The 13,459-nt window shown below is 49.8% G+C and carries 11 protein-coding genes; 5 read left to right on the forward strand and 6 right to left on the reverse strand.

Features of this window, described 5'->3' with window-relative positions; translation table 11 throughout:
* Positions 1 to 263: 263 nt before the first annotated feature.
* The 5 genes from F7Q90_RS14255 to F7Q90_RS14275 all read right to left on the reverse strand — a co-directional run bounded on the left by F7Q90_RS14255 (position 264) and on the right by F7Q90_RS14275 (position 6,720).
* Positions 264 to 1,550: a methyl-accepting chemotaxis protein gene (locus F7Q90_RS14255; RefSeq protein WP_006118256.1), complete on the reverse strand. Its 1,287-nt coding sequence runs from the start codon at positions 1,548 to 1,550 to the stop codon at positions 264 to 266.
* Positions 1,551 to 2,307: 757 nt separating this feature from the next.
* Positions 2,308 to 3,594, reverse strand: a complete 1,287-nt coding sequence (locus tag F7Q90_RS14260; protein ID WP_006118257.1) for a methyl-accepting chemotaxis protein — start codon at positions 3,592 to 3,594, stop codon at positions 2,308 to 2,310.
* Between the two features lie 287 nt (positions 3,595 to 3,881).
* Positions 3,882 to 4,277 carry an acyl-CoA thioesterase gene (locus tag F7Q90_RS14265; protein WP_006118258.1) on the reverse strand — a complete coding sequence of 132 codons (396 nt, stop codon included), beginning with the start codon at positions 4,275 to 4,277 and terminating at the stop codon, positions 3,882 to 3,884.
* A gap of 187 nt (positions 4,278 to 4,464) precedes the next feature.
* Positions 4,465 to 6,042: a methyl-accepting chemotaxis protein gene (locus F7Q90_RS14270; protein WP_006118259.1), complete on the reverse strand. Its 1,578-nt coding sequence runs from the start codon at positions 6,040 to 6,042 to the stop codon at positions 4,465 to 4,467.
* A 435-nt stretch (positions 6,043 to 6,477) separates the two neighbouring features.
* On the reverse strand, positions 6,478 to 6,720 hold the full coding sequence (locus F7Q90_RS14275) for a hypothetical protein (protein WP_006118260.1): 243 nt from the start codon (positions 6,718 to 6,720) through the stop codon (positions 6,478 to 6,480).
* 443 nt (positions 6,721 to 7,163) lie between these two features.
* Between F7Q90_RS14275 and F7Q90_RS14280 the strand changes: the two genes are divergently transcribed.
* The 5 genes from F7Q90_RS14280 (at position 7,164) to F7Q90_RS14300 (ending at position 11,521) form a co-directional block, all read left to right on the forward strand.
* Positions 7,164 to 8,102 (forward strand): sensor domain-containing diguanylate cyclase, encoded by a 939-nt coding sequence (locus F7Q90_RS14280; protein ID WP_006118262.1) that lies wholly within the window; start codon positions 7,164 to 7,166, stop codon positions 8,100 to 8,102.
* Between the two features lie 140 nt (positions 8,103 to 8,242).
* Positions 8,243 to 9,073: an alpha/beta fold hydrolase gene (locus F7Q90_RS14285; protein WP_006118263.1), complete on the forward strand. Its 831-nt coding sequence runs from the start codon at positions 8,243 to 8,245 to the stop codon at positions 9,071 to 9,073.
* Between the two features lie 596 nt (positions 9,074 to 9,669).
* Positions 9,670 to 9,834: a con-10 family general stress protein gene (locus F7Q90_RS14290; RefSeq protein ID WP_006118264.1), complete on the forward strand. Its 165-nt coding sequence runs from the start codon at positions 9,670 to 9,672 to the stop codon at positions 9,832 to 9,834.
* A 686-nt stretch (positions 9,835 to 10,520) separates the two neighbouring features.
* On the forward strand, positions 10,521 to 11,018 hold the full coding sequence (locus F7Q90_RS14295; RefSeq protein ID WP_006118265.1) for a YciE/YciF ferroxidase family protein: 498 nt from the start codon (positions 10,521 to 10,523) through the stop codon (positions 11,016 to 11,018).
* The gene (locus F7Q90_RS14300) at positions 11,015 to 11,521 is read left to right on the forward strand and encodes a ferritin-like domain-containing protein (RefSeq protein WP_006118266.1); all 507 of its coding nucleotides are present in this window, start codon (positions 11,015 to 11,017) and stop codon (positions 11,519 to 11,521) included. The genes F7Q90_RS14295 and F7Q90_RS14300 overlap by 4 nt, the downstream gene beginning before the upstream one ends.
* Before the next feature lie 70 nt (positions 11,522 to 11,591).
* Here the strand turns inward: F7Q90_RS14300 and F7Q90_RS14305 are convergent, their stop codons facing one another.
* Positions 11,592 to 13,250 (reverse strand): alpha,alpha-trehalase, encoded by a 1,659-nt coding sequence (locus F7Q90_RS14305; protein ID WP_044241487.1) that lies wholly within the window; start codon positions 13,248 to 13,250, stop codon positions 11,592 to 11,594.
* Between the last annotated feature and the right edge of the window lie 209 nt (positions 13,251 to 13,459).

Genomic DNA, 13,459 nt, shown 5'->3' on the forward strand with positions numbered 1-13,459 from the left:
CGACGTCATCCTGCACGGTGATCCGCTCAGGGCGCTTCTCAACCGGGGAGCTTAGTGAAGATCTGTGACTAAAAAATGACTGAAGACGTACAACGAGCGAAATAGGAATACCTGTTATGACTAAGCGGGCCGCATTAGAGCTTACGGCACGCTTCATAACGCCCGATGCAGCGTCGTCGTGGCTTGTTCATCTGCGCGCTTTTTTCTGCTCGTCTGAGAAAGAAAAAGCCAGCGTATGCGCCGCTGGCATGACGTTTTCATGCTTATACATTGAGCCGGTGGATGACCGTCACGAATTCATTTACCCCGCGATTGATCTCCTGGAAACTGCGCGAGAGATTGCTGATCTTATCGTTTTCAGTCGTAAGAAAGCGTCTGATTTCATCAAGCTGCCGGGACATGTTTTCAATGAGCGCGGTATTTTCTTCCACAACTTTCGTGATTTTAAGCGTCGCCTGCGACGTCGAAGCCGCCAGTCGCCGGACCTCCTCGGCCACCACGGCAAACCCACGTCCCGCTTCGCCTGCCCGCGCGGCCTCAATCGCCGCGTTTAACGCCAGAATATTGGTTTGTCCGGCGATGGTGTTGATCGTCGAAACAATTTCTTTTATGTCCATGGAAGAATGATTGAGTCTGTCGCCAATGTCTGCTGCCGCACCCACCTGTAACGACATGGATTCCGCATTGCGGATGGTCTCACCCAGGACATCATTGGCATTAAAGGTGATTTGCGACGTCTCTTCCGACGTTGTGACGGCAATGTCAGCGATCCGTTTGGCATTCTCTACGCGGTCGGTGATATCAGACGCCAGTTTAATAACCTTATAAACATGCCCGGAGGCATCTTTGACAGGGTTATAGCTGGCCTCCAGCCAGACGCGTTTTCCAGACGCTGTCACACGTTCAAAACGCCCTGTGAAAGCACGCCCCTGCTGAATCTTTTGCCAAAAATCAGGCTGCTCCTTATAAAATTCATCAAAGCAAAATATGCGATGATGTTTACCTTGAATGGCCTCAAGCTGATAGCCCATTAATTTCAGAAAATTGTTATTGGCGTCAATGACCTCACCCTGCGGTGTAAACTCAATCATGGCCATGGAGTTATTCAACGCGGTAATGATGGCTTCTTTATGCTTTAACGCTTCATGTTTATGCGTAATGTCGTTGGCAATTTTTATGATTTTTTTCACCGCACCGTGGCGATCTTTCACAGGGAAATAGGTGGCGCTCAAATACAGCCGGCTGTGATTTTTGCGAAACCGCTCAAAGATACCGCTGAACGAGTGACCTGAGCCGAGTGTTTGCCAAAAGTGCGTATAGTCGCTGGAGTGCACAAATTCATCATCGCAGAACAGGCGATGGTGCTGACCGGCGATCTCATTTAGCGTGTAGCCTGTCAGTTCGAGGAAAGGCGTGTTTGCCGTAATGATGCGACCGTCGGGCGTAAATTCAATCCAGCCGATGTTGGCTTTGATCGCCTGTGTATTGGTCTGGTCGTCCGCTAACCCCAGTGAAGCTTTACCAGGCATAAAACGTGTCAGGGCTAACATACTTCTCTCCATCTGATCCAGTGAAAGGGGCGTAAAGCGTCGGGCCTCGTGGCGGAGAGTTTGCTGTCTGATGGAAAGTAAAGCGTCCGGCCCGGGTCATTTAACTTATCGGCACAGGCCGGTTCATATTTAGAAATGTATTAAAAAAATTGATGCTTATCACAGTGACTGTCAGTGCACACAGATAACGAGCTACGTCTTCTGACAGACTGCCTGTAACAGTGAAAAGATGCCGAAAGCAGAACAACAGCAGCCATGTGGCGGATTGTTTCCCGCAGCCAGACAGGACGGCAGATAAAAAAGCAGGATGAGCGGGGGCTTTTCCGGGCAGATGTCAGCGGCAATCGCTACAGCCCGGATAAGATTGTTAACCAGAGTTTGTCAAACGAGGTAAAAAAAGACATCAGGAGGGGTTATACAGTCAACATAAAGTGTTTAGGGCTTGTTGCAGTGTAGGGACGTTTTTATGACAGGAAAGCGCGAATCAGCGAGAGCGAAGCCGATGGCAATGGCGTCGCCAGGCGTTTTCATGCACACCCGAGAACGCGCCTGCGATGGCGATGAGCCGGATTTTCTGTCGGGCAGGCATGTCGCCGCTGTGATACCCAGGCGCTGCATCACCACACGGCGGCGTTGACAGGCTGGTGGCAGCAGAAAAGGCTGACGCGTCAAACAATGACGCGCCCGTGTGTGGGGCGTAACCCTGACAATAAAACCGTATGCAGTGCCGTGAATCGCATCAATGCTGCCTGTGCCCTCAGACCTTTAGTCGATGAATCACCGTCACGAATTCGTTCACGCCGCTGAAAATTTCCTGAATGTTGTCGGACAGATGCGTGATTTTGTCGTTTTCTGTGGTGAGAAAGCTGTTAATGCCGTCGAGTTGCTGGTGCATATCGCCAATCAGGCTGGCATTTTCTTCGACCACCTTGCTGATTTTCTGCGTCGCCTGTGAGGTAGAAGCAGCAAGACGTCTGACTTCTTCTGCCACCACGGCAAAACCGCGTCCTGCTTCGCCTGCCCGTGCGGCTTCAATCGCGGCATTGAGCGCCAGGATATTGGTTTGTCCGGCAATGTTATGGATGGTTGAGACAATCTCTTTGATGTCTTTGGCTGAGTAATTCAGTTTGTCGCTGATTCCCGCTGCCGCAGCGACCTGCGAGGCCATCGATTCGACGTTACGCACCGTCTGACTGAGAACATCATTGGCATTCACGGTGATGTGTGACGTTTTTTCAGACGTGGTCATGGCGATATCCGCCACGTCCTGCGCCGTGACGACACGTTCGGTAATATCCGACGCCAGCTTAATCACTTTATAAACGTGTCCCGAGGCATCTTTCACCGGGTTGTAGTTGGCCTCAAGCCAGACGCGTTTTCCTGATGCTGTTACCCGTTCGAAGCGCCCGGTGAACGCGCGCCCCTGTTGAATTCTGTGCCAGAAGTCCGGGTTTTCTTTATAGAACGCGTCAAAACAGAACAGACGGTGATGTTTGCCCTGAATAGCGGCCAGATCGTACTCCATCAGCGTAAGGAAGTTTTTATTGGCATTAATGACCTCGTCCTGTGGCGTAAATTCAATCATGGCCATGGTGTTGTTCAGCGCCGTAATAATCGCTTCTTTATGCGTGAGTTCTTCATGCCGATCGGTAATGTCGTTAGCGATTTTGATAATTTTTTTGACCGTGCCGTGTTTATCTTTCACGGGGAAATAGTTAGCGCTTAAGTAGAGCAGGCTGTTGTCTTTGCGGTAGCGTTCGAAAATGCCGCTGAAGGACTGGCCTGAGGCCAGGGTTTCCCAAAACAGGGCATATTCACGGGAGCGCACAAAATCAGGCTTACAGAACAGCCGATGGTGCTGACCGGTGATCTCACTGAGCTGGTAGCCCGTTACGGCAAGGAAGGCCGGGTTAGCCGTGAGAATAATGCCCTCGGGCGTGAATTCAATCCAGCCGCTACAGGCCTGGATGGCCTGGATATTATTCTGATCATCCGAGGCGCTCCGCGCGTTTTTGCCGCGAAGTAAACGCATAAGGGAAAACATAGATCTCTCCAGATATCGCTGTAATAAGCTCGAAAGGTGATGACCGCGTAGTGGAGAGACAGCGACCCGGTTAAGGGGAAGTCGATCGGCTCGGGTCTACTTCGTTATCGGCATTGCGCATGTCATATTTAGGTCACATTTCAGCCACGGTGAGCGCACAGTGAGATGCGTCACGTTACAGGTGGTGGGCAAGGCAGGTACATCGACACAGGAGAGGATGTCTCGATCTCAACATGATGAGAATGTCGTGATCGAGCGTCGCGGTAATCAGGCGGAAAGCCGGCGCGTTAGTTTCCGGCGTCAGGTATCGCACTACGTAAAAAAGCCGGAATAACGGGACGCCCTTTTTCCAGACAGGTGCCGGTGAAAACCGCCTCAGCATAAACAACGTTATCAACCAAAATTTGCTGAACGAAATTAACACGGTTACGCTTTTCGTTTGCCGCGAGTGCGCAGGTCACCTGCATCTCATCGCCTTTTTTCAGGCTCTTTTTAAAGCGAAGCGTGTACTCAAGCAGCATATGGATACGGCCTTCGGCAAACTCCGCTTCCAGATCCACGCCAAGATGCTCTTTCATAAACGCGTGGCGTGTCCATTCCATATAGAAGGGATAGTAAAGTCCGTCTACAACGCCCTGAAAATCGATATGCTTTTCGTCAACCTGATACGTTTTGCTAAACATAGTATGGCCACTGGTAAGTGAGGGAAGGCCCACTTTAGTCGGCATGGCTGTTTTTTTAAACGGCTTTTTTCAGGCGACAGAGGAAGGTGAGTGATTCACGCTAACAGTAAAATCGGCACGCGCCAAAATCATCCAGACACGTGCCGGGTGGGCTTTACGTCATGCCGCAGCTAAACACCGAGGCTGTTTAGCGCAGCACAGCGGCTGGCTGGTGTCGGTCAATACGGAAAATGGACACGGCATTACGTAACAGGGTCGTTTGTTCCACCATGCCCTGGGCCGCAGAGGAGACCTGCTGCACCAGCGCGGCGTTCTGCTGGGTGACCTGGTCCATTTGGCTGACGGCAATGCTGACCTGCCCGATACCGTTGCTTTGCTCATCCGACGCAATGGTGATTTCGCCCATAATGGTGGTCACGCCCTGTACGGATTTCACGATCTCCTCCATCGTGTTACCTGCCTGTTTCGCCAGGCCCGAACCTTTCGCCACGTGTTCAACCGACTGGGTGATCAAATCTTTGATTTCTTTAGCCGCGGTAGAGCTGCGTAAGGCGAGCGAACGCACTTCTCCGGCAACCACCGCAAATCCGCGTCCGCCTTCACCTGCCCGTGCGGCTTCAACGGCGGCGTTCAGGGCCAGAATATTCGTCTGGAATGCAATCCCTTCAATGACAGAGATAATCTCTGCCACTTTGCCTGAGCTTTCAGAAATAGAGCGCATGGTTTCGACAACCTGTTTCACCACATCTCCCCCCTGCAGGGCAACGTGCGAAGTGGTATCCGCCTGAGAATTTGCCTGACGGGCGTTATCGGTATTTTGACGGACGGTAGCGGTCAGCTCCTCCATACTGGCGGCCGTTTGTTCCAGTGCGGCAGCCTGCTCTTCAGTGCGCTGAGCCAGGTCAATATTGCCCTGGGCGATTTCGCTCGCTGAGTTATTGATCAGTTCCGCAGAGGACTGAATGCCACTCACAATGGTGACCAACTGTTGGCGCATGGCTTCCAGCGAGGCCATCAGGCTGCCCTGGCCTTTAAGCGGCACAGCAATGTCTACCGTCAGGTTACCCTGGGCAATCATGCCAGCAATATCGGCAGCCGCTTTGGGTTCGCCGCCCAGTGCGCGAACGATACTGCGTGTAATGATGGTGCCCAGCACCAACGAGAGCAGGATGGTGGTTAACCCGGCCAGACTGAGCGTCATTTTCGTGGCAAAGGCCAGGCTGTTTACGTCGTCAGAACGCGTAGCCAGCAGCGACGATTCTGCGTTGTTGAACCCGGTGGCGACGGCGCGGTAGCGATCCATAAAGGCTTTATCACGCCCTTCCTGAAAAAAATGCGTCAGGGCATCGAGCGGTTGTTGTCCACCATTAACCTGACGACGCAATGCGATTAGCTGATCGTCAATGGCCTGGACGCTGTTGTGCAGGTCAAGTAATGACGTCAGTCTTTGCTGTTGACTGGCATTATCTGCCGTCATGGTGCGGAGCTGATTATATTTCTGGTCGAACGCCGTTTTGCCTGCGTTGAACGGTGCCAGGAAGGCTTCATTACCGGAGATGACAAATCCCCGCACGCCCGTTTCCATATTAACCATGTCAGTTAACATGCTGTCGCTCAGACTCATCACCTTATAACTGTGAATATTCCAGCTATTGGCCTGCCGTAGCTTGAGAAAGTTAATAATCGACAAGCTACTGCCTATTAATGACACAAGAACGATGATGCCGAACGCGAACGCGATTTTGCGGCCTGTTGTGATTTTCATGTTGATTCCCCGTTTAGTAATTTTTTTATTTTTGTAATAACAACCCTTGCTTTTCGAGTATCGGCAACAAAGGAAGGCAGTTTATGAAAGCGAAGCCGTTTTTTAAAAAAAGTTTAAAAACTATCCTTAAGTTTAGTAAAAAGTTAATTTCCTGAGTTATCTATAGTATTCGATAGAAAGGACGAGATTAGCGTAAGGGCTTTGTTGAATAATAGGTAATCATTCTGTTTTGTCTGCACTGTTTTGGTAGAAAACGCTGATGCCAGACAGAACACCGTCATACGCAAGCATGTAACGCATTGATTTTATGTTATCTGAAACAACCGTTTTCATAGTACCACAGCATAAAATCCATTTATTCAACAAAGCCTGATTACATCTGTAGTGTTCATTTACCAGGACTGTCTTTTTCGAAAAAGCAATAACACTGCGTTGTCAGACAAATGCAACGCCGCTGTTTTTGCTGTTTGGGAAACAGTTATCCAGAATGGCATTCTTTACGCAAAAATAATGAGGTGAAACGGCGTTGAAAACATAATCCGCCTGCGAAATGTCCGGGCTGTTTTTTGAGAAAAACATATCGCCAACAAACAGGGCGTCTGTCAGATGTGAATCCTGGCGTGAATAATCACCTTTACACAGGTTACCGTGGTAAGAAAGCAGAAGGGGCAGAGCCATGATGTTATCTCCTTGATGTCGTCTTGACGTCTTTACTTAACACCCGGAGGATATTTAATTGTAATTATGAGTTTGCAGAAAAATGTCACTGTTACAATTGCATGGTTTTTTTATCATTTTAATTCAATGGCTTGCGAATCAGTGTTTGTTACATCTTACCGCTTCTTTAAAAAACCTGAGTTTTCTATAGAAGAAAGCGTACAGGCTGACAGTCGGGTCATAAAAGGAGCCACATCAGCCTCGCCGTCGTTGATCACTCTCTGTGCAAGATAATCATTCAGCGCGCTGTCACTGAGCGTCTGCCGTATGCTGGTTCTGATGCGGCTAAGCGTGGTTAATTCTGAACGGGTTGACTTTATCCCTGTCTCATCGTGTTTTGAACATGTTGCTTTACAGTGCGCATGGCAATGGAAAAATAGCCTTTTCCCTTTCCCGCTATCGATATGTCTGAAGATGCCCTGCGGCAGCAAATTGCGAATTTAAAAAAACACAATGCGCGATTAAGGCGTATTGCGCATGATGCCCGCGATAAATTGGGTGCTGCGCTGGACGGCACGGGCCTGTGCTTGTGGCAACTGGATATTCCCACGGGCAAGTTGGTTATTTTTAACCGCCGCTGGGGATCCATGCTGGGTTTTCAGCCTAAAGAAACGGATGCCCATTTTGATGTCTGGAAATCCTGCCTGCATCCTGAGGATGCCGCAGATGTTCTGAAGGCGTTCTATGACCATATCGAGGGCAAAGCACCCTTCTATGAAGCCTTACATCGGATGATTGGTAAAACAGGAAAAATTACGTGGGTGCTGGACCGGGGCCGCGTCAGTGAATGGGACGAGCAGGGCAGACCGATCAAAGTGACGGGCACACACATTGATATGACCAAAGAGAAACAGTACGAAGCGCAACTGGCTTCACTGGCAATGCACGATCCTCTGACGCAATTAACCAACCGGCATGCGTTGATCAATCATTTTCGCGATATGAAGAAAAAGGCATTATGTATTGCCTTTATTGATTTAGATAATTTTAAGCATGTCAACGACACGTTAGGGCATCGCAGTGGCGACGAAGTCCTGATTCAACTTAGTCTGCGCTTTATCGCAGCCTGCCCACCAGGTGTCATTATTGGGCGACTGGGCGGCGATGAGTTTGTTTTACTGATTCCGCTCGCGTTAACCCATCCACTCACGAAGAGGCTCACGCACGCCTGTCTTAATGCTGCCTTGCAACCTTTTGAGCTGGCCAACGGTACTGCCGTCATTGGCGCATCCATTGGGGTTGTTCAGGTTGAGGAGCCAGAAAACTTTGACAGTGCGCTGGCCCGTGCTGATGAGACGATGTACCGCATCAAAAAAAACGGTAAACGCGGTGTAGCGTTGTAAAAACGCGTTTTTTCTGCTTCTGGTTTGACCATCGGTTTCCCTCTGCCATGCTTGACAGGTAGTGCCGCGCGCCGGAACGTCGCTGAGCTTCTCAGACGATGGCCGGAAGCGTCATCACCTTCATCCATAGCGAGGCGTTTATGAGTCTGTTTAAAAGCAAAGATGGATTTAACCTCTACTACAAAGACTGGGGCAAAGGGCAGCCGGTACTGTTTAGCCATGGCTGGCCGCTGGACGCGGATATGTGGGATAGCCAGCTCAACTTCCTTGCCGAACGCGGCTATCGGGTTATTGCTTTTGACCGGCGCGGTTTTGGACGTTCCGACCAGCCATGGGAAGGATACGACTACGATACGTTTGCTGACGACATTCATAGCCTGATCACACATTTACAGCTCAAGGATGTCACGCTGGTCGGGTTCTCAATGGGCGGCGGCGACGTATCGCGTTATATTGGAAAATATGGCACGGGCAACGTTAAAGGGCTGGTTCTGTTAGGCGCAGTCACGCCCGTGTTTGGTAAGAAAGACGATCATCCCGAAGGCGTAGAGAAATCGGTTTTCGACGATATCAAACAGGGACTGCTTGACGACAGAGCGCAGTTTATTAAGGATTTTGCCGCCCCCTTTTATGGCACCAATGCTGGCCAGTCAGTATCCGAGGGCGTATTGACGCAGACGTTAAACATGGCCCTGCTGGCATCGCTCAAGGGAACGCTGGACTGTGTTACCGCTTTTTCTGAAACCGACTTCCGCGCGGATCTCGCTCGCGTTGATGTGCCCACCTTAATCATTCATGGCAGCCATGATCAGATCGTCCCGTTCGAGGCGACCGGAAAGCTGGCCCATGAACTGATTACGGGTTCAGAGCTCAAGATCTACGATCAGGGGCCTCATGGATTCGCTGTCACGCATCAGGCTCAGCTCAACAACGATTTACTCGCCTTCCTGCAAAACAGCAGGGCTGAATAGTCCGAAAAAAACGCCCGTCAGGGCGTTTTTATTTTTATTGCCGCTTCGCTTACCTGAAATGTGATGAGCGGTATTTCTTCCGCTTGTGAGAAGTGCCATTTTACTAATTGTCGCCTGCCTGGTCATTTTATGATCTTTTCTTTCTCTTCATTCTAATAAACGAGACGTTTACCGCTTCGCTTATTTTTGCATGTTGCAAACCCTGCCGTAATGAATTCGATTTTATCGCGCTTAGTTAAATAGATCATTTATTGATCATATTGACGATAGGCAATGTCACCTGGCCGTCCCTGTGCTGCGATTGAAAATAAAATCAGTGTGGACTTTTTAATAAATAGATCGATTAATAGAGCCTTAGAGGAGCGTTTTCATTAAAGTTTTCGCCAGGAGCGTTAAACTAGAGTTTCCTCGAAAAATAGTTTCATCACTAAAGAATTAACTGGATGTACAAATAAGGTATATGTATCTGCCTTTGTGAGTGTCGTGGCCGTCATGCTTGATTAGGTGATTTTTACAGCTACATTTGTTTGTGCATCCTTTAGTTGATGCAACTTCCACTGTGCTATTTCAATAATTAAACTTGCAGAGAACACAGAATGACTCAATATCGTGGTGGGGCCGGTAATTTCGCTGCAGACAAAGAGAGAGCAGCAGAAGCAGGCCGTAAAGGCGGACAAAACAGCGGTGGGAATTTCAAAAACGATCCCCAGCGAGCTATTGAGGCGGGGCGTAAGGGAGGTAAGGTTAGTCGAAGGAGTTAATTTAATATTAACAATGGGTTAGCTATTTAAACTGAAACCTTCAGTGAAGCTGACTTCTACTCAATATATAAACTTCGCTGTTTAATCCATGAAATAAACCACCTCTGGTTTAGGATTTGGTCAATCTTGCCGGAAAGGATATTCCTTTCCGGTTTTTTTATTGCTGCTTTTCCGGTCAACGCACGGCTGTCTGAACGAAAAAATGAAATCCGGGTTCACCAGGTGAAACGCCTCTATTTTAACTGAAGGTTAACTTGGCTTTGTTGAATAAATGGATTTTATGCTGTGGTACTATGAAAACGGTTGTTTCAGATAACATAAAATCAATGCGTTACATGCTTGCGTATGACGGTGTTCTGTCTGGCATCAGCGTTTTCTACCAAAACAGTGCAGACAAAACAGAATGATTACCTATTATTCAACAAAGCCGGTTAACTTGTACGGTTTTTGCTAATTCTGTACAGGTTTGTCTTAATTGAGGTGAGGCGGAGCATTTATCAAAATAACTCATTTTGAGTAAAGTACTGGTAATTAAGTGAAAAAGGCATTTTCAATGCTACTTTAAAATCTGAATTAAACGGAGCCGAATGCATTCTTCGTTAAATAGTCTAAGGTTAGTGAGTACATTGTCACTGGCGCTGCATTAAAAAATAGTGGCGTAGCCGTTCAATTAATGAGGCTCTTTTATGACTGTCAAAACGTTAAACGATCTCTTTATCCATGACTTGTCCGATGTTTACAGTGCGGAAAAACAAATCGCGAGAGCACTACCCAAAATGGCGCGTGCGGCAAGTGATGAAAATCTTATCGCTGCGTTTAATCAGCATCTCGAAGAGACACGCGGGCAAATCGAACGTCTGGACGAATTAGTCGACGTTACGCCTGAAGTGAAAATCAAGCGAATGAAATGCCATGCCCTGGAAGGCCTGGTAGAAGAAGCCCAGGAAATTATTGAGTCTGTTGAAAAGGGTGAAGTACGCGATCAGGGATTGATCGGGGCGGCGCAGAAGGTCGAGCATTATGAAATTGCGACCTACGGTACGCTGCACGCGCTGGCCTCAAAGCTGGGTTATACCAAAGCCGCGAAGCTGCTGGCCCAAACCCTTGCGGAGGAAAAGCAGACGGATGAAAAACTGACCAGCGTTGCACAGACCATCAGTTCGGCTGAAGGAGTTGCGAAATGACGGCCATTGAAAACTATCATGACTGGTTGCGTGACGCGCATGCCATGGAGAAGCAGGCCGAGAGCATGTTGAGCAAAATGGCGGGTCGTCTGGAGCATTATCCCGCTCTGGAGCAGCGCCTTGCCCAGCATCTGGATGAAACTAAGCATCAGCTTACTCTGCTTGAACAACTGTTGGATCGCCACGGCATTGACCATTCCATTATGAAAGACGTGATGGGCAAAATGGCCGCCACAGGACAGGCGATTGGCGGCATGTTTACTTCTGACGAAGTCGTCAAAGGCGCGATGAGCGGCTATGTGTTCGAAAACGCGGAAATCGCCAGCTACACCAGCCTGATCGCGGCTGCCGAGCAGGTCGGCGACAGTGATGCCGTCAGAGTCCTGACCGAAATTCGCGATCAGGAAATTGCGATGGCCGAATGGCTGTTCACGCATCTGCCGGAAGTCACTCAGCAGTTCCTGCAGCGCTCTGCGGCGCCAGGCGTTGAAGCGAAAAAGTAAGTTCTCTACAGAGAAATCGCCAGAAAAAAGCCGGGAACGTTTCCCGGCTTTTTTGTGCCTGCGACACAGATTAATCCATCATCATATGGCCATACATTGCCATCAGCCGACGGGTTACGCCGTTTGTCCAGCCAAAGCCGTCCTGCAGAGGATATTCACCGCCACCACCGGGACGCGCGCGGTCACCGCTGATATCGTACTTCTCGACCAGTTTATGGTGTAACTGGTAGAAGTTATTCACGGTTGTCAGCCAGTTCACGGCGATTTCGCTCGCCAGGGTTTCTTCGCCGTAGTTATTCAGGCCCACCACCGCCATCCACTGCATAGGCGCCCAGCCGTTAGGTTTATCCCACTGTTCGCCGCTTTCCACCATAGAGGTCAGCAGCCCGCCATTGCTGAGCAGCAGATGGCGCAGCGCGATAGCCTGTAAATGCGCCTGATAAGGCGTTGCCAGTCCGACGAAGAGCGGCACTACCGCAGCGGCGGTGAACGCGCCAAAGCGGGCGCGGCGCCAGTCATAATCACGGAAAACGCCTGCGGTACTGTCCCACAGGTAACGGGTAATGGCACGTTTGCGGGCGTCCGCCTTATTCTGCCAGGCCAGCGCAGTCAGCTCTTCGCCTTTAACGTGAGACAACGTCGCAATCATCAGCTCAAGCTTGTACAAAAACGCATTGAGATCGATCGGGATAAACTGCGTTGTACGGATGCTCGACAGACGTTTTGGATTACGCAGCCAGCGTGATGAATAGTCCCAGCCTGACGCGGCACCCGCGCGCAGATCGCGGTAAACTTCGCTTGCCGGACGCTTAGAATGACGCGCTGTTTCGATGTCCTCGATCCAGGATTCATCACGTGGTGTGTCGCGGTCGTCCCAGTAACGATTCAGAAGCGAGCCGTTCGGCATCCGGACCACATGGCGATAAGCCTGGTTGGGCATCAGTGAGCCGGCGCCATCCATCCAGAACTGATACTCTTTCATCAGCTGATCCAGATAGCGCTGTGAGCCTTGCACGCCGTCCTCTTCGAACAGTTCCACCATCAGCGCAAACACAGGTGTCTGTGAGCGGCTCAGATAATAAGTGCGGTTCCCGTTCGGAATGTGCCCGTAGTTATCAATCAGCCAGGCAAAGTTGTCGGCCATATGACGTAACAAATCGTCACGCCCTGATTCCGCCAGGCCGAGCATCGTAAAGTACGAGTCCCAGTAATAAGTTTCGCCAAAACGACCACCGGGCACGACATAAGGTTTAGGCAACGGCAGCAACGACGAATGCGGCATATGCTGCTGCGGCATCTTGGTAAGAACCGGCCACAGATCGTCGATGTGCTCGTTAAGCGTTTTGTCAGGGTTCGAAACGTAGAAGCTTTCGTTGATACCTGGCATGTAGAAATGGTCGGCAACGAAACGCGCCAGATCGAAGTCCTTGCTGCGCTTCTGACGGCGGTAACGCATCAGCACATCAAGCGGATCGTATTTGGGCGAGCAGTCGGGGAACGTTTTGCTGTCCTCGAAGATGCCCGACATCTGAACGGCCTCGAAAAGCTCAAGATAGCGATCGGCAGGCGTCAACGCATCCGGGGCAGGCAGACCTTCGATCAGCTCTGGCTCGGGTTCAGAATCCTGCATGCGCTCCAGCTTCAGTTCATGGGGATCGTATTGATACTCAACTTCCGCCCCGGCACGATTCTCTTCGAATGCATTGAGTTGCTGGCGATAAGTATTAATAACGGCCTCCTGAGCGAACGGGGTTGCACAAAAAGGAAATTATAGACCTCTCGCAGGCAGGAACAACAATGCAGATTGTCTATGAACGTAATAAAAATTGTCTATTAATCGTATAGATTGAATAAAACACAGACAATTCAACCGAATATCTCGACTTATGACGTAAATGCATTTCAGATGAATCTCTTACGGCAGGCTTAATAAAATTT

This window comes from Pantoea stewartii subsp. stewartii (assembly GCF_008801695.1).
Taxonomy (GTDB): Bacteria; Pseudomonadota; Gammaproteobacteria; order Enterobacterales; family Enterobacteriaceae; genus Pantoea; species Pantoea stewartii.